This is a genomic window from Xaviernesmea oryzae, assembly GCF_900109605.1.
Lineage (GTDB): Bacteria > Pseudomonadota > Alphaproteobacteria > Rhizobiales > Rhizobiaceae > Xaviernesmea > Xaviernesmea oryzae.
In genome coordinates, this window is the sequence record NZ_FOAM01000034.1 from 1 (window position 1) to 15111 (window position 15111).

Annotated in this window: 14 protein-coding genes and 1 pseudogene; 8 read left to right on the top strand and 7 right to left on the bottom strand. The window is 62.1% G+C overall.

Translation table 11 applies throughout. The features are described from left to right. Nucleotides 1–335: 335 nt before the first annotated feature. The 3 genes from BMX61_RS23725 to BMX61_RS23735 are packed head-to-tail and all read right to left on the bottom strand — an operon-like array spanning nucleotide 336 to nucleotide 3376. The gene (locus BMX61_RS23725) at nucleotides 336–1499 is read right to left on the bottom strand and encodes a Gfo/Idh/MocA family protein (RefSeq protein ID WP_075625350.1); all 1164 of its coding nucleotides are present in this window, start codon (nucleotides 1497–1499) and stop codon (nucleotides 336–338) included. Nucleotides 1500–1509: 10 nt separating this feature from the next. After that, nucleotides 1510–2439 carry a TIM barrel protein gene (locus BMX61_RS23730; RefSeq protein ID WP_075625351.1) on the bottom strand — a complete coding sequence of 310 codons (930 nt, stop codon included), beginning with the start codon at nucleotides 2437–2439 and terminating at the stop codon, nucleotides 1510–1512. Between the two features lie 16 nt (nucleotides 2440–2455). Next, nucleotides 2456–3376, bottom strand: coding sequence for a sugar phosphate isomerase/epimerase family protein (locus tag BMX61_RS23735; RefSeq protein ID WP_075625352.1), 921 nt, complete (start codon nucleotides 3374–3376; stop codon nucleotides 2456–2458). Nucleotides 3377–3552: 176 nt separating this feature from the next. On the opposite strand from BMX61_RS23735, the gene BMX61_RS23740 reads away from it, so the two are divergent. The 6 genes from BMX61_RS23740 to BMX61_RS23765 all read left to right on the top strand — a co-directional run bounded on the left by BMX61_RS23740 (nucleotide 3553) and on the right by BMX61_RS23765 (nucleotide 11155). Beyond that, entirely contained in the window at nucleotides 3553–4557 is a 1005-nt protein-coding gene (locus BMX61_RS23740; protein WP_075625353.1) for a substrate-binding domain-containing protein, read from the top strand. A gap of 380 nt (nucleotides 4558–4937) precedes the next feature. Beyond that, entirely contained in the window at nucleotides 4938–5987 is a 1050-nt protein-coding gene (locus tag BMX61_RS23745; protein ID WP_075625354.1) for a LacI family DNA-binding transcriptional regulator, read from the top strand. A gap of 156 nt (nucleotides 5988–6143) precedes the next feature. Continuing rightward, on the top strand, nucleotides 6144–7079 hold the full coding sequence (locus BMX61_RS23750) for an ABC transporter substrate-binding protein (protein ID WP_083639169.1): 936 nt from the start codon (nucleotides 6144–6146) through the stop codon (nucleotides 7077–7079). 79 nt (nucleotides 7080–7158) lie between these two features. Next, complete coding sequence (locus tag BMX61_RS23755) at nucleotides 7159–8691, top strand: sugar ABC transporter ATP-binding protein (RefSeq protein WP_075625355.1); 1533 nt, start codon at nucleotides 7159–7161, stop codon at nucleotides 8689–8691. Beyond that, nucleotides 8688–9710: an ABC transporter permease gene (locus BMX61_RS23760; protein ID WP_075625356.1), complete on the top strand. Its 1023-nt coding sequence runs from the start codon at nucleotides 8688–8690 to the stop codon at nucleotides 9708–9710. Before BMX61_RS23755 ends, BMX61_RS23760 begins: the two co-directional genes overlap by 4 nt. Nucleotides 9711–9790: 80 nt before the next feature. Then, complete coding sequence (locus BMX61_RS23765; RefSeq protein ID WP_075625357.1) at nucleotides 9791–11155, top strand: hypothetical protein; 1365 nt, start codon at nucleotides 9791–9793, stop codon at nucleotides 11153–11155. 184 nt (nucleotides 11156–11339) lie between these two features. On the opposite strand, the gene BMX61_RS23770 is transcribed toward BMX61_RS23765, so the two are convergent. Continuing rightward, nucleotides 11340–12236, bottom strand: coding sequence for a LysR family transcriptional regulator (locus BMX61_RS23770; protein WP_075625358.1), 897 nt, complete (start codon nucleotides 12234–12236; stop codon nucleotides 11340–11342). A gap of 137 nt (nucleotides 12237–12373) precedes the next feature. On the opposite strand from BMX61_RS23770, the gene BMX61_RS23775 reads away from it, so the two are divergent. Further along, entirely contained in the window at nucleotides 12374–12703 is a 330-nt protein-coding gene (locus BMX61_RS23775) for a nuclear transport factor 2 family protein (protein ID WP_075625359.1), read from the top strand. Then, a complete protein-coding gene (locus BMX61_RS23780) occupies nucleotides 12700–13479 on the top strand; it encodes an SDR family oxidoreductase (protein WP_075625360.1) in 780 nt (259 codons plus the stop codon). Before BMX61_RS23775 ends, BMX61_RS23780 begins: the two co-directional genes overlap by 4 nt. 299 nt (nucleotides 13480–13778) lie before the next feature. On the opposite strand, the gene BMX61_RS23785 is transcribed toward BMX61_RS23780, so the two are convergent. The 3 genes and pseudogenes from BMX61_RS23785 to BMX61_RS25265 all read right to left on the bottom strand — a co-directional run. Next, nucleotides 13779–14153 carry a glyoxalase superfamily protein gene (locus BMX61_RS23785; protein ID WP_075625361.1) on the bottom strand — a complete coding sequence of 125 codons (375 nt, stop codon included), beginning with the start codon at nucleotides 14151–14153 and terminating at the stop codon, nucleotides 13779–13781. Between the two features lie 21 nt (nucleotides 14154–14174). After that, on the bottom strand, nucleotides 14175–14423 hold the full coding sequence (locus tag BMX61_RS24945; protein ID WP_210186312.1) for a hypothetical protein: 249 nt from the start codon (nucleotides 14421–14423) through the stop codon (nucleotides 14175–14177). A 393-nt stretch (nucleotides 14424–14816) separates the two neighbouring features. Continuing rightward, nucleotides 14817–15111: pseudogene (locus tag BMX61_RS25265) on the bottom strand (transposase); the annotation flags it as partial.

Here is a 15111-nt window from a genome sequence, read left to right on the forward strand (position 1 = left end):
CGATAACCAAATCAAATCACTCATGGCAGCGCCTCCTCGCGCCGCCAGTGAATCAACCGATCGGGCCGTTAGCAAGCAATTTAATAGGTCCTGAGCCTAGAGAGTGTGGCTTAAATGCTTAGGAGGGCGGCAAAGCTTCTCCGGCTTGATTACCTTATCAGTTCCAGGTGCACATCCCATGCAAAGAAAAACAAGGAGACAAGACTTGTCCAAGCAGACCTGATGGTTCAATCAGCCTTTGGTCGAGACAGCGGGTCTGCTATCTGCCTGACCCAAGCTCTCGCAAACGCCTCGATAAGCCACCAACGCTGCGAACCGCCTCGACGCTGCCAAATCTACCGGTAATCCACCCAGATGCCGCCGGCATTTGCCGAGCGGACGCAGTTTTCGACCCAGCGAACGCCTTCAAGTCCGGCCTCGATATCCGGGAAAATCAAGTTGCTGATATCGGAGGGCGCAGCGTGGTCGTGTGGCTGCATCCGTGCGGCGAAACGGCGGTAGAGGTTGGCCCAGGCTTCAAACAGGCCTTCGGGATGGCCTCCGCCAATGCGGTCGTCGATGAGGGCTTGCGGATAGAGGTAACCCATGCCCCGTTCGAAGATGCGCGCGGGCTCGCCCTGAATCTCGTAGCGCAGCTGGTTCGGCTGTTCGTCCCACCACTCGATACTGGCTTTTGAGCCGACGATCCTGATCCTTTGCCCATGCATGGACCCCGCATTGATGGCGCTGGACCAGACATTGGCAATCGCACCATTGTCATATTCCATCAGCGTGATGGCGTTGTCTTCCAAGGGCGCCCGGCTTTTGACGAAGCTTTGGCGAACGCACATCAGCCGCTTGATCTTCATGTGGTCAAGGATCGCCTCAGCCAGGAAGAGCGGGTGCGTGCCGATATCGCCAAGCACATAACTGGGGCCGGCGAAGGCGGGATCGACGCGCCAGCGGGTTGCCGGGTTTTTCTCTTCGACGGCCTCGCTGTGAAACCCGTGTGCAAAAGCCAGGTTGACGACCCGGATCTCGCCGAGATCGCCGTTCCTGACCATGGCGCGCGCCTGCTCGATCATCTGATGGCCGGCATAGCCATAGGTGACACCGACGATAAGATCCTTGGATCTCGACAGCGTCAGCAACTCTTCCGCTTCTTGCACGCTGAAGCAAAGGGGCTTTTCGCAGATGACATGAAGGCCGTTTTCAAGCGCCAGCCTGGTGATTTCATAATGCGTGTTGTTGGGCGTGGCGATCGATATCGCCTCGATTCCGTCCGGGCGCTCCGCTTCTCCCTTGATCATCGCCTTGTAGTCCGAATAGGCCCGATCTGCATCAAGACCGAGCTCGAGCCCAAAGGCGCGGCCGCGTTCCGGATCGATATCGAAGGCGCCCGCCACAAGCGCAAAGACGTTGTCACGCAAGGCGGCGTTGCGGTGGATGGTGCCGATCTGGCTGCCGCGGCCCCCGCCGACCATGCCCCATCGGATTGGCTTTCTCGTCTGTTGCGACATGTCTTCTTCTCTACAGTTGAAACCCGACGTGCCGGAGATAGTCCCGGCTCGCTTTGACATCCTCAAGGCTGCCGGCGATGTGGCGCGGATCGCGTTCCTGCTCGACAGTGATGTAGCCGCTATAGCCGATGGCCTGCAGCGTCTGCCGGATGGCCGGATAGTCGATGACCCCTTTGCCGATGGGACACATCACCCCCTTGGCGCAGGCGTCGAAGAAGCGGATCCGCTCGCCCATCACCTCGTCGAATATCTGCTTGTCGATGTCCTTGAAGTGCAGATAGTCGAGCCGGTCGGCATAGGTCCTCAGCGTTTCGACAGGGTCCATGCCGGCATAATAGGTGTGCCCCGTATCGAGGCAGAGTCCGGCAACCTCCTGGGGGATGTCGCGAGCAATCCGTTCGATTTCGTCGGCAAATTCGATATAGCCGCCGGCATGGGGGTGGATCACCGCGCGCACGCCGAAACCGTCGCGGGCCAGATCGGCAATCGCAAGGATGTTTTCGACCATTCCTGCCCATTCGGGATCGGACAGGCGCGGTGCACGGTCGCCATGGCCTGCTGCGTAGTCGCGCTCGTCGTGACCCCAGTCCATGACCGTCAAATACGGCGTCTTGAAGCGCTGGCCGACGAAAGGCTTGGGCTGCGGCAGTTTGGTGATGACGGAGCAGATCTCGCGCGTTTGGCGCAGAAGGTTCTGCCGGTTGGTGGGCGATACAAGATCATCAAAAATCGTCCCTGCGACGATGAACAGATCGCGAGCTGCCAGTTCCTGCCCGACGAGCGTCTCATCCAGGGGAACGTAGCCATAGGGGCCGAGCTCCAAGCCGGCATAACCGGCAGCGGCCGCCTCATCATAGACGCGCAGCCACGAGGGCAGGTGAGGATTGCGCACGTCATCGACGCCCCAGCAACAGGGCGCTGTCGTGATCATCAGTGTCATCGGCTTGCCCTGCCTTTCAGCTCACTCGACCAGCAACGGTGCCATGGGCCCTGTCGACGTGGTCCTGCATGGTCTTGCGCATGAAACGGCCGCTCTCATCCGCGCGGTCTTCCCAGGCAAACACACAGGCCGTCATGATCCCGTCGAAGCCGATCTCGGCGAGCGTGCCGAAGAAGTCGTCCCAGGGCACTTCCCCCTGGCCAATATTGAGATGCTGATGCACCCGGGCCTGCGTGCCGGGCGGGTTCAGAATGTAGCGCAGGCCGGAGGATGCCTTGTGATTGAAGGTGTCACCGACATGGACATGCGCAAGAACGTCCTGTGCCTCGCGCAGCATGGCCTTGGTGTCATCGCCGAAATAGAAGGTGTGTGGGGCGCAGTAGAGGAACTTCACACTCTTGGAATTGACCGTGCGGATGATATCCAGCGCCGGTTGCAGCGTTTCGCACCAATCCTCCGGATGCGGCTCGATATTGAGCTGGATGCCCTCGCGCTCGAAGATCGGAACAAGCTCGTCCATGGAACGCCACCAGGCATCCTCGCAGGCCTCGATCATCGAGCCGGTATGGCAGCAATAGCAGGACCCCTTGTCCGGATGCGGCCCCCGGCCGAATTCCGAGTTCATGGTGTCCACCTCTAGCTCCAGGCAGATCTCGATCGCGCGCTTCCAGTGCTTGACCGCCGCCTGGCGCTCGCTCTCGTCATTGGAGGCCCAGCGATACATCGGCAGAAGCGAGGCAATTTTGACATTCTCGGCGGCGAGAGCCTTCTTGAATGACTTCACGCGCTCCGGAAAGACCCGCGGAGCCTTGAACCATTCGAGGAAATCCGCCCTCGGGCTCAGTTCGATCCAATCATAGCCAAGCGCGCGCACCTTGGCCGGCAGCGCTTCCAGGCTCAGATGGCGATGCATGAACGGATCAAGTGCAATTTTCATCCTGTCTCTCCTCCCTCATGCGCCTTGGCATGCCGTGGTTCGCCTTTTCAGACGGTCCACAACATCCGGCGCTTACCGTCACAACAGTAAGGGCAGGGCGCTCTGCCACCGAGATGTTCCTTGATCAAATTTGATCATTGCGCCACAGCTACTTTGAACAGCTTGGAGTCGGCGGAATGTCGAAGGTGACGCTAAAGGATTTGGCCGCCGCCGCCGGGGTTGGCACCGCCACGGTGGAGCGCGTGATGAACGGGCGCGGTGGCGTGCGGCCGGAAACGGTCGAGCGCGTGCTTCTCACAGCGACGAGGCTGGGTTACCGCCGCATCTGGCCGGAGATCCATCGAGAACTGATCCGCATCGAGGTCGTGCTCGTGCGGCCGGAAACGCTGTTCTATACACGCATGAACCACGCCTTTGAGCGCATTGCCGCCTCGCTTGGGCATGGTGTCGCGATTCATCGCACCTTTGCGCGCGAGAATGATCCTGAGGATTTCGCACGCTACATCGCAAAGCCGAAACAGCGCCGATCGGCCCTGATCGTCGTTGCCCCGGAACATAAGGATGTCGTCCGCAATCTCCGCGAGGTTGCCGCGACGGGCATTCCGGTGATCCAGATCATGACCCGCCCCGCGGCCGATCTGCCCTATGTCGGTATCGATAATTATGCGGCCGGGCGCATGGCGGCTTATTTCATGTCGCGCATGCTGTCCGCGCAGGCCGGCTCCTTTGTGGCCCTCTGCCACAGCGGAGCTTACGAAAATCACAAACAGCGAATTCGCGGTTTCTCGGCCTATCTGGAAGAGCATGCAAAGCCAAAGCAGCACTTCACCGAGGTCATGTTTGACCTGGATGATGAGCTTGCGGCGATGGAGCTTTTGCAAACCCGGCTGGATCGCAGCCGCGACGTCATCGGCGTTTATACGGCAGGCGGCGATAACCGTGCCGTTGCTAAACTTCTGTCTGATCGTCAGTCGCGCGGCATTTTCTGGGTCGGGCATGAGCTAAGCGACCACAGCCGGACATGGTTGAAGCAAGGTGTGATGACGCTTGTTCTGGATCAGGTCCCCGAGGTGCAAGCACGACGCTCGGTCGATCTCGCTTTGAAAGCGCTTGGGCTGATGGAGGCGAAGGTTGATACGGAGCCCGTCCGCTTCCTGACGATTACATCGGAGAACCTTTAGAAAGCCCGCTTTGCGCCTTGCAGCATATGCGCTTCCATCGGGCGTTCGTGCCGTTTCTGGTTTCGATATTGATGAGAAGGGAGGGGAGGATGAAATACATGAGCCATAAGCTGGACTAATGCGTTCCGGCTGCTGCCCAGGTCGGCCTCTAGCGGTGGTGTCGAAATCGTCAGGCATGAGCGGCGCAGACAGGTCGGTCCGTACCATCTGGTCCGGCTTGCAGACGATAAAATTTGCGAAGCCGCCGGAGAGATTTCGTTCTCTTAAAATTTCTCGATCATGCAACGATACTCCTTGCCGACGAGAACCTAATCGTTTATGGTTTGACCATAATCGTTTATGTCGCTTGATCGCGGTAGGTGTGGAGGGGAGGTCTGCGCTTGAAGAAATCGACAATGCGCGACGTCAGCCGCGCCACCGGTCTTTCCATGTTCACCGTATCGCGCGCCCTGAGCGGGGCTGATGGCGTTTCGGATGAAAGCCGCAGCCAGGTCCTGCGCGTTGCCGACGAACTCGGCTATATCCCAAACCGGGCAGCGCAGGACCTCAGGAAGGTCAGCCGCGATTCCGTTGCCGTGATCACGGCGAGCACGTCGAACAGTTACTATCTCGACCTGATGGCCGGAATCCAGAAAGCTCTTCGTCCGGCCAACTGGACCGTCGTGATGGCGGATGTCGCGGTCGATGGCGTCTACGATCCTGGTCTTGAGGATCGCACTGTCCGACGCCTGATCGAGACGCGCACGGCGGGCATCATTTCGACCCTGGCGCTCAAGCCCGCCAATGTGGCGCTGCTGGCGCGCTGGGACATTCCGCTCGTCTTCGTCGACTCCGCGCCGCCTAAGGGAAAAGCCACCTTTCCGAGCGTGACGACGGATAACTACAAGGCCAGCCGCGCGGTAGGGCGTCATCTCGCTGAGCATGGTTACGAGGATTGGCTCTTTCTCGTCTATCCCGCGCGCTGGTCGACCCGCTTCGAGCGCGAGCGTGGCATCCGGGAAGCCGCAGAAGCCCATGGCGTGCGGCTTGAAATTCTCGAAAGCGGCAATGATCCGGCTTCTGCCCATGCCGTGATGGCGGAGCGGCTGGCCGATGGTCGACCGCTGCCGCGCGCGCTGATCGCAGGCAACAACCCTTTGCTGCTGGGCGCCCTTCAGCTCCTGCGTGAGAAGACTGTGCGTATCCCGCAGGATGTCGCGGTCATCGGCTTCGATGAATTCTCGTGGTCTGGGCTGATAGAGCCGCCATTGACGGTTCTGAACGAGCGAAGCGAGGAGATCGGCCATCGCGCTGCCTTGACGCTGGCACGCATCATCAAAGCACAGACGGATGCCGAGCGGCGGGGCCTGCCCACGCAGCCGATCTACCGCGATGAGGATGTTCAACAGGTCGAAGCCGAACTGGTGATCCGCCGCTCCTGCGGCTGTTGAAGTCCGATGAAGGCGGGCCAGCGTTTTGGCGCGTCCGCTAACATAAACGTTTAGGATGTCGTCATACGCGTCCATTAAGAGGTCACGGACGAGATCCGAGGCAAATGAAAAGATCCGTCGCCGCTGGTGGTCGACGGCTAAGGGAGGAGGAACCCTATGAAGATTCATACACTTCTTGCGTCCACGGTCGCGTTCGCTTCGCTTTTGACGGCGCTGCCAGCCATGGCCGAGAGCGCACCGAAGAAGATCGAGAAGATTGGCCTGATGGTGCAGGACATGTCCAATCCGTTCTTCTCGGCAATGGACAAGGGCGCGCAGAAAGCGGCGGCCGAGATCGGCGCGAGCGTCAACACGCAGGACGCTCAGCTCGATCTTGCAACCCAGAACAACCAGATCGACACATTCATCCAGCAGGGCGTCAACCTGATCGTCGTCTCGGCGGTCAATGAGGTCGGCCTCGAGCCGGCCATCCAGCGCGCCAAGGAGGCGGGCGTCATCGTGATCGCCGTCGATACGCCTGCCAAGGGTGCCGATGCAGTGGTCATGACCAATGCGGTCCAGGCGGGCGAGCGTTCCTGCGAATATCTGTTCACGCAGATGGGCGGCAAGGGCGAGGTGCTTCTCGTCGACGGCACGCCGATCCAGACCATCATCGACCGCATCAAGGGCTGCCGCAACGTCGCCGCCAAGTTCCCCGACATCAAGATCGTCGGACAACAGGCCTCGAAAAACGACCGTGCTTCGGGCCTTGCCGTCACCACCGACATGCTGACCGCCAATCCGGATGTGACGGGCATTTTCGGCATGAACGATCCGTCCGCGCTGGGCGCCGTCCTTGCGGTCGAGCAGGCGGGCAAGAGCGGCCAGATCAAGGTGACCGGTGTCGATGGCAGCCCGGAGGCGGTGGCGGAGCTGAAGCGCCAGGGTTCGCCCTTCATCGGCACGGCGACACAGAATCCGGGCGGCATGGTGCAGGAAGCCATCCGGATCGCTCAAGGCATGGCGGCGGGCAAGCCGCCGGCCGACCGCACGGTGCTGATCGAGAGCGTTCTCGTCACCCGCGACAATGTCGGCCAGTATTCCGGCTGGTAAGCCGCCGGACGCCCGACAACCGCAAGAACGGGAGGCGGCATGGCTGCCTCCCCCATTCCCTCGAAAGACGAGCCGAGCCATGAGCAGCCCGACGGCATCTCTCCTGCGCCTCGAAGGTGTCAGCAAGCGCTATGGCGTGACGCTGGCGCTGAACGACGTTTATTTCGACCTGCGCGCCGGCGAGGTCCACGCGCTCATGGGCGAAAACGGCGCCGGCAAATCGACGTTGATGAAGATCCTGGCCGGCAATGTCGAGCGCGACAGCGGCCGCATCCTCGTGGACGGGCAAGAGGTCGAGATCCGCTCGCCGCGTGACGCGCGGGCCCACGGCATCGCGATCATCCATCAGGAACTCAACACCGTTCCCGCCATGACCGTCGCCGAGAACTTGTCGCTGGGCGCCGAACCGCGCACGAAGCTGGGCACCCTCGATCGCCGCAGGGTTCTTCGCGAGGCTCGCGAGAAGCTCGCCCGTATCGGTGCGACGATCGATCCGCGCCGCCCGCTCGGCTCCCTCAGCATCGGCATGCAGCAGATGGTGGAGATTGCTCGCGCCGTCAGCGAGAATGCGCGGATCCTGGTTCTCGACGAGCCGACCGCCGCGCTGTCGCGGGCCGAGGCCCAGGCGCTCTATGCGCTGATCGGACAGATGCGGGCAGCAGGCGTTGCAATGGTCTATATCTCCCACCGCATGGAGGAGGTCTGGCAGCTCGCCGACCGCGTCACCGTATTCCGCGACGGAGCCTATGTCGGTACCGGCACGATGAGCGAACTCGCCCCCAGCGACGTCGTGCGCATGATGGTCGGCCGGCCCGTTGCCGACCTTTATCACCACGAGCCTCGCAGGCCCGGCGCACCCGTTCTCGATGTCGAATCCCTCTCAGGCGATGGCATCGGCCCGGTCAGCTTTCGTGTCCATGCCGGCGAGGTCGTCTGCATGGCGGGCCTGATCGGTTCGGGGCGTACCGAGGTGGCGCGCCTGCTGTTTGGCGCAGATCGCCGCTTAAGCGGTGAGGTGCGCATTGCCGGCCGTCCAAGCCATCCTGCCGATCCTCATGCCGCAATCCGCGACGGCTTCGGCTTCGTGCCGGAGGACCGCAAGGCGCAGGGGCTGTTCCTCGACCATTCCGTCGAGGCCAATATCGCCATTTCCACGCTTCGGCGTTTCGCAACGGCCGGTGTGGTTCGAGCGGGCAGGGCGCGTGATGCTGTGCTGGATCAGATGCGTCGTCTGCGCCTTCGCCTCAACGCGCTGCCGCTGCCGGTGCGGGCGCTGTCCGGCGGCAATCAGCAGAAGGCGGCGCTCGCCCGCTGGCTTCTGCGCGACTCCGCCGTCCTGATCCTCGACGAGCCGACGCGCGGGGTCGATATCGGCGCCAAGCGCGAGATCTACGAGGTGATCGACGGGCTCGCCAGCGCCGGCAAGGCCGTGCTCGTCATCTCCTCCGACCTGCCGGAAGCCATCGGGATCAGCGACCGCCTGCTCGTGATGCGCGGCGGGCGGATCGTCAAGGAACTCCGCTCGGCCGACACCAACGAAGAAGAGGTCATGCTGCACGCCACAGGAGCGGCGTTGCAGACCACCCCTGCCATGGAAGGAGCAAATCCATGACTGTCCCTGAGACCACGAAGCCGGGCGCCACCGCCGAAGTCGCCGCCGAGCCTTTCGACTTCGCCAAATGGTGGGACCGTGTCGGCATCCTGATCGTGCTCGTCGCGCTCGTGGTGCTGATGGCCGTCATCGCCCCGAACTTCGCGCGCGTCGACAACCTCTTGAACATCGCCCGCTCGATTTCGGTCAATGCGGTCCTCGCCGCTGGCCTGACCTTCGTGATCCTGACCGGTGGGATCGACCTGTCGGTCGGCTCCATCGTCGCCGTGTCGGGTGTCGTCTCGGTGCTCTCGGCCATGGCGGGGCTGCCGGCCCCTGCGGCAATTGCCATCGGCATGGCGGCGGGCGGGTTATGTGGCCTGATCAACGGCGTGCTCATCGCCTATCTCGGCCTTGCCCCCTTCATCGTCACCCTCGGCACCATGACCTTCCTGCGCGGCCTCTCCTACACGATGACGGCTGGCCAGCCGATCGTGGCGAGCGACCTCAGCTTTCGCGATCTCGGCAATGGCTACTTTCTCGGCCTGCCGATCCCGGTGATCGTGATGCTCCTCGTCTTCGTCGGCGCCTGGTTCCTCCTGGAGCGCACGCTTTATGGACGGCATGTCTACGCCGTCGGCGGCAATCCGGAAGCGGCGCGGCTCGCGGGCGTGCGGGTGAACCGCATCGTCACCTCGGTTTATGTGCTGGCCGGTATCTGCGCAGGCCTTGCCGGTGTCATCCTCGCCGCCCGCCTGATCTCGGCCCAGCCGACCGCCGGCACCGGCTACGAGCTGGACGCCATCGCCGCCGTCGTCCTCGGCGGCACCAGCCTCGCCGGTGGGCGCGGGCGCATCGTCGGCACGCTGATCGGCGCCGTCATCCTCGGCGTTCTGTCGACCGGCCTCATCCTGATGAACGTGCCGTTCTTCACGCAGCTTCTCGTCAAGGGCGTGGTCATCATCCTGGCGGTAGCGATCGACAGCCTCAAGCAGCGCTCGTTCCGCTTCGGCCGCCGCACAGGCGCGCCCAAGGCCTGAACCGCCGTTTCACTGCGCTATGCCTTAACGCGGGCCGGAAAGCCGGCTCGCATCCATCCGTCACGTCTTCTGGAGCCGTCATGAGCCAGACCATCCGCATCTCCGATCCGCTCCCCGGCACCCGCCGCAACGAGCCCATCACCTTTACCGTTCAAGGCGATCTGCCCCAACCGCTCTGGTGGGCGCGGACCGACAAGGGCGAGCGCGTGCTCTGCCAGCGGCTGACGGCCGAGGCGCAAGCGGGCGAGACGCGTTTCGTCGCCTGCCTCGGTTTCGAAGGCGAGGTGACGCTGACGCTGGAGACGCCGGCCGAAGAAGGCGCCCCGTCGCTCCCCGGCATCCGCGCGCTCGACGGCCGGGAGGTGGATTGCTTCGTGCGGCTCGACACCGGCGCCTTCGACCTCGAAATGTGTTCGGGCACGGCGGGCGGCCTCGGGTCCTCCAAATGGGGCCTGCGCCACTTCCGCGCGCTCGACGACGGGTTCGAACTTCTGCCCTCCGGCAACAATGCGATCGGCGGCTTTTACGGCCCCTTCTTCACGCCGGAAAACGGCCTCATCAATCCGCCTGAGCATACGGTGGTGCGCATCGAGACGGTCGAGCGCGGCCCGGTTCTGCACCACTATCGCATGCATGGCACTATTCCGGACGGACTTCTTGACGAGTTGAAGGGCAAGAGCTTCACCATCGACTGGCGCTTCACCTATGGCACGCCCTACTTCCAGCGGCGCTATAGGGTCGACGACTTCCAGACCGTCATCAACGGCCGGTCGGTGACGAACAAGATCACCGTCGGCGACGAGTTCGAGGGCGGCATTGGCGAACTCGTCTTCGACCGCTTCGCCGCTTACGGCGGCACGCGCTACCGCGCGGGCGATCCCTATGCCGGCGAACTCGTGGCCATGGTCGCCGACACGGTGGCGCATTCGAAGAATCAGAATCCCAAATTCGAGGAATTCCGCGCCCAGCTTTCCGACATCGAGGCGGCGCATTGGGATCTCTATTGGCGGCTCTTCTGCGCCTGGGAGAAAGTGCTCGGCGAGGATGAGATCCGCGCGCGCCTCGCACGTGTCCGCGCCGCCTCCCGTATCAAGGCTGACTTGCCGGACCAGCGGCCGTGGGTTCTGACGGACGAGCCCGTGGACGTCTCGGCGGTGCCGCACGAGACGATCTTCCCCGGTCCCGCTTCAAAGACCGTGGAGTATCACGAGGCATCTGGCCGGGCGATGGTCTGGTGGACATCAGCCCCTTCCGGTGCTTTCCAGATCGTCCAGCGCCGGCAATCCGGCTGGGTAAATTGGGGCTCGAACGGCGAAAACGAATGCCCCGAACTTCCCGTCGGCGTCGACATCAAGACCGCCTACGGACAGTTCAAGGACCGATGGCAAGAGATTGCCGACCAAATGGAGACGCCGCCGCGCGTGGTCGTTGAAATGGGCGTGTAAAGGGGAGGATCGACAGTCGTCCTTAGATTGATTCCACTAGGTCTGCCACGTTTTTGGCTGGCCTATGGACCTCTGACTGGAGGAATTGATAATAGCGGCATCCTTGGTGCTAATCTCGTTCGACCTTCGAAACCTACATAAGCGCATCGGCCCCAAGCATCAGCACCTTGCCACGCTTGATCGATCACCCCTTTGCAAAGTCGCGGGCAGCCTGAATGAAGGCGGTGAAGGCAGCTGGCGGGTTTTTCCTTCCGGGATAGTATAAAGCCAAGGGCGCGAGCGAGGGTGTCCAGTCCTCCAAGACGCGCACAAGCCGCCCGGCTGCAATGTCTTCGCGCACGTCAGCCTCCATGACGTATCCAAGACCCACCCCCTTCTGCGAGGCTATTCTGACCAGGCTCGATTCGTCTAGGGTGAGGGATCCCTGCACGTCGATCTGAACGGCTTGCCCATCCTTCTCGAATTTCCACCGCAACAGCGCGTTGTTCGGAAGACGTGCGCGAATGCAGCGAAACCGGTAGAGGTCAGCCGGAATGATCGGCTTGCCATGCGCCTGCAGGAACGCTGGCGATGCCACGACTGCATTGCTGCGCTTCACGCCCAAAGGCAGAGCAATCATGTCGGCCGGAACGAGATTGGCGGGCCGGAGGCCGAGATCGAAGCCGGCTGCGACGATATCGACGATCCGTCCCTCGGTCACGAGGTCGACATGCACCTGGGGATAGCGCTGCAGGAAGGCGAGGATCAGCGGCTCCATCACTTCGCGAGCGGCCGTTGCGAAGGCGTTGATGCGCAGCGTTCCCGTCGGCACGTCCTGGAGCGACTGGGCCGCCTGCATGGCATCGCGGATGTCGGTCACCGCTGGCCCGACCCGCTCAACAAAGGTCTTTCCCGCATCGGTCAACGAGACGCTTCGCGTCGTTCGGTTGAACAGGCGAATGCCCAGGCGCTGCTCCAGCTTCGCTATGGCGTTGCTCAACGCTGTAGTGGAAAGGCCAAGATCAAGGGCAGCAGCCCTGAACGATCCGAGACGAGCGATCGCCAGCACGGCATCGAGATCAGCAAGAACGGAGCGAGTCATTGTCCCTCTTTTCGCAATACCCCATCCTCTTCCGTCCGGATTATCCCGTCAATAGAGGTGATCTACGGTGAGGCCATTCGATCTCGCAGGGAGGTCGGACGGCAGCCGGAAGGGCCGTTTTGAGACAGGAGAACCGAATGACGATCAAACTCCCCAAGGCCATCGAAGCCTATTTCGAGGCGGACCGGATAGGCAGCCCAGACGCTGTCGTGGCCGCCTTCACGCACGACGGCGTCGTCAAGGACAAGTACAAAACCCATCGCGGACAAGATGCGATCCGGGCGTGGATGGTGGAAGCCGGCCAGCTCTACACCTACACGGCTGAGCCATTCTCCCTCGGTGCGGAGAACGGCAAGACGCAGGTCACGGCGCATGTCGTCGGCACTTTCCCCGGCAGCCCGATCGATCTGCGGTTTTTCTTCGTCCTTAATGGCGACAAGGTTGCGCAACTGGAGATCACCGTATGACCCAGTTTCTCACCTTACAGGGGCGTCGCGCCCTCATCACCGGCGGCACGTCAGGTGCGGGCGCTGCCACGGTCGCGCTATTCAAGCAGCTTGGCGCCCACGTGCTGACCACTGCACGCACGAAGCCGGCCAGCTTTTCCGGCGCTGCATTCGTCGAAGCCGATCTGACGAAGAAGGCCGGGGTGGACGCTGTCGTCGATGCTGTGCAGCGGGAATTCGGCGGGCTCGACATCCTCGTGAACGTGCTTGGCGGCTCTTCGGCACCGTCAGGTGGCTTCGTCGCGCTGTCTGACGCGGAGTGGGAGAAGGAGTTCGAGCTCAACTTCTTTCCGGCCGTCAGGCTGGATCGCGCTCTCATCCCCGGCATGATCGCCCAAGGCAGTGGGGTCGTCATCCACGTGACCTCGATCCAGCGGATCCTTCCGCTGTACCAGGCGACGACAGGCTATGCATCAGCCAAGGGCGCCCTCAATACCTACAGCAAGAGCCTCTCCAAAGAGGTTTCTCCCAAGGGCGTTCGTGTGGTGCGGGTTTCGCCGGGCTGGATCGCCGATCCAGGGGCCAATGGTCTGGCCCTTCGCGTCGCCGAGGAGGCCGGCATCCACTATGACGAAGCGGTGCAGACGATCATGAACGCGCTTGGCGGCATACCGCTGGGTCGGCCGGCCAGGCCGGGAGAAGTCGCCGACCTCATCGCCTTCCTCGCCTCGGACCGCGCGTCATCGATTACCGGCACAGAGCACGTGATCGACGGTGGCACAGTTCCGACAGCGTGACGCCGGGGCATTTCTCAGCAGTTATTGTCTGCTTAAGTCAGGTCTGGCGGGTGCAACTCCACCCGCCGGTCTGGGAAGAGGTGCGTTGCGCAGGAAACGCCGATCGCGCGTGATGAAAGCGCGTTCCGGTAGCGTTCGGCTCGAGGCTGCAAGTAACGTCGTGCGGATCCTGAACTTATCACCACCCGGCCTGTTCAGACGCTAGGCGCTTGCACACGCTTGGCAGTGCCGCTTACGCGCCCCAGCGCAGCACATGGTGATTTTCTGTCTGTCCTGCGGACGACGACCGCGCGCACGCGTTAAGTTGCCGCTGCTCGCAATGCCTTTTCATGCGACATGATGTTCAGAAGCCGCCCAAAGGGATCACGCACGAAAAGGCGGTGCACGCCCCAAGGTTCGTGGGCTGGGCCATAGGCGATGTCATGGCCAGCTGCCACCAGGCGCGCATGAACGCGCTCGAGATCGTCCACCTCAATTGACAGATCTGGCACAGGCGTGTCGGAGCCACCCTCGCTAGCGAAGCTGATCTGCGGCGCGGTATGGCCGGACCCGACGAACGTAATGATCCACCCATGGTCCATGCCGACCGTCATGCCGAGCAGGTCGCCGTAAAAGGCGCGTGCACGCTCCATGTCGCTGGTAGCGATGTTGGGCAAGATCCGGCTGACGCTCATCTTCGTCTCCCATCATTGTCGTCAATCGTCTTCCCATGTGATCGCGGCGATGCGCCAGCCCTGAGGATCACGCGCCAATTGGATCAGCTTTGCACCGCCGCCTTCATAAGGCGCGCCGTGGTAACGCCCGCTCTTCGCATAGGTGGAATGACGGCAGGCGATGTCGCGGAGGACGTGTGTCCGCGCGCTTGTCTCCCATTCGTAAAATTCGATGAGCGTGCCGTCCGTCAATATGCGGCTGCGCGGCGCGAGGAAGGTCTCGACTGTCATCGTCTCAATACCGGCAGGGCCTACTCATACGATCACGGCGTGAGGCAGGAACATATCCCGGAGCTGATCCATAGGGACCGCGCGTCCACCGCGATTGTCGAAGGCAGCATAGAAGTCGGCGATGAGGGAATCGATGACCGCATCGTCATTCTTATCGAACGTTGAATTCATAGCGGTACTGGTGTCCCCATCCGTTGGCATCCGGCTGGCGCTCAGCCTGCCAGAAAGGCAGCACTGTTCAAGCGCGCATTCTGTCCTGCCCCTGTTGCAGGCGAACCAGAATTCTTCTGCGGCATCGCCTGTGCTGTTACGGCCACACCACCATGCTCTCAGCCCAGCCGACGCTATTTCATGAGGACTGTCCAGCCAAAATAGGCTCAGGACTCGTTGATTGAGCCAGAAGATGACGGTTGCAGCGATGCAGATGGCGGACATGAAGGTGTGGGCACAGCGATCATAGCGCGTGTGTATGCGGCGCCAGTCCTTGAGTTTTGCGAACATGTTCTCGATCCGGTGGCGCTTGCGGTAGAGCACGGTGTCGTGGGGGATCGGGACCTTGCGGTTGGCCTTTGACGGGATGCAGGCGGCAATGTCGCGTGCTGCGAGGGCGGCACGGAACCAGTCGGCGTCGTAGCCCCGATCGGCCAACAGCGCTTTCGCCGTGGGCAAGGCATCGATCATCAGCGCC

What these genes read in the sequence shown, in the direction of transcription:
- BMX61_RS23760 (WP_075625356.1), top strand. Translation starts at nt 8,688, where the DNA reads ATGACTGTCCCTGAGACCACGAAGCCGGGCGCCACCGCCGAAGTCGCC.
- BMX61_RS23765 (WP_075625357.1), top strand. Translation starts at nt 9,791, where the DNA reads ATGAGCCAGACCATCCGCATCTCCGATCCGCTCCCCGGCACCCGCCGC.
- BMX61_RS23730 (WP_075625351.1), bottom strand. Translation starts at nt 2,439, where the DNA reads ATGACACTGATGATCACGACAGCGCCCTGTTGCTGGGGCGTCGATGAC.
- BMX61_RS24945 (WP_210186312.1), bottom strand. Translation starts at nt 14,423, where the DNA reads ATGACAGTCGAGACCTTCCTCGCGCCGCGCAGCCGCATATTGACGGAC.
- BMX61_RS23750 (WP_083639169.1), top strand. Translation starts at nt 6,144, where the DNA reads ATGAAGATTCATACACTTCTTGCGTCCACGGTCGCGTTCGCTTCGCTT.
- BMX61_RS23780 (WP_075625360.1), top strand. Translation starts at nt 12,700, where the DNA reads ATGACCCAGTTTCTCACCTTACAGGGGCGTCGCGCCCTCATCACCGGC.
- BMX61_RS23785 (WP_075625361.1), bottom strand. Translation starts at nt 14,153, where the DNA reads ATGAGCGTCAGCCGGATCTTGCCCAACATCGCTACCAGCGACATGGAG.
- BMX61_RS23725 (WP_075625350.1), bottom strand. Translation starts at nt 1,499, where the DNA reads ATGTCGCAACAGACGAGAAAGCCAATCCGATGGGGCATGGTCGGCGGG.
- BMX61_RS23770 (WP_075625358.1), bottom strand. Translation starts at nt 12,236, where the DNA reads ATGACTCGCTCCGTTCTTGCTGATCTCGATGCCGTGCTGGCGATCGCT.
- BMX61_RS23735 (WP_075625352.1), bottom strand. Translation starts at nt 3,376, where the DNA reads ATGAAAATTGCACTTGATCCGTTCATGCATCGCCATCTGAGCCTGGAA.
- BMX61_RS23755 (WP_075625355.1), top strand. Translation starts at nt 7,159, where the DNA reads ATGAGCAGCCCGACGGCATCTCTCCTGCGCCTCGAAGGTGTCAGCAAG.
- BMX61_RS23740 (WP_075625353.1), top strand. Translation starts at nt 3,553, where the DNA reads ATGTCGAAGGTGACGCTAAAGGATTTGGCCGCCGCCGCCGGGGTTGGC.
- BMX61_RS23775 (WP_075625359.1), top strand. Translation starts at nt 12,374, where the DNA reads ATGACGATCAAACTCCCCAAGGCCATCGAAGCCTATTTCGAGGCGGAC.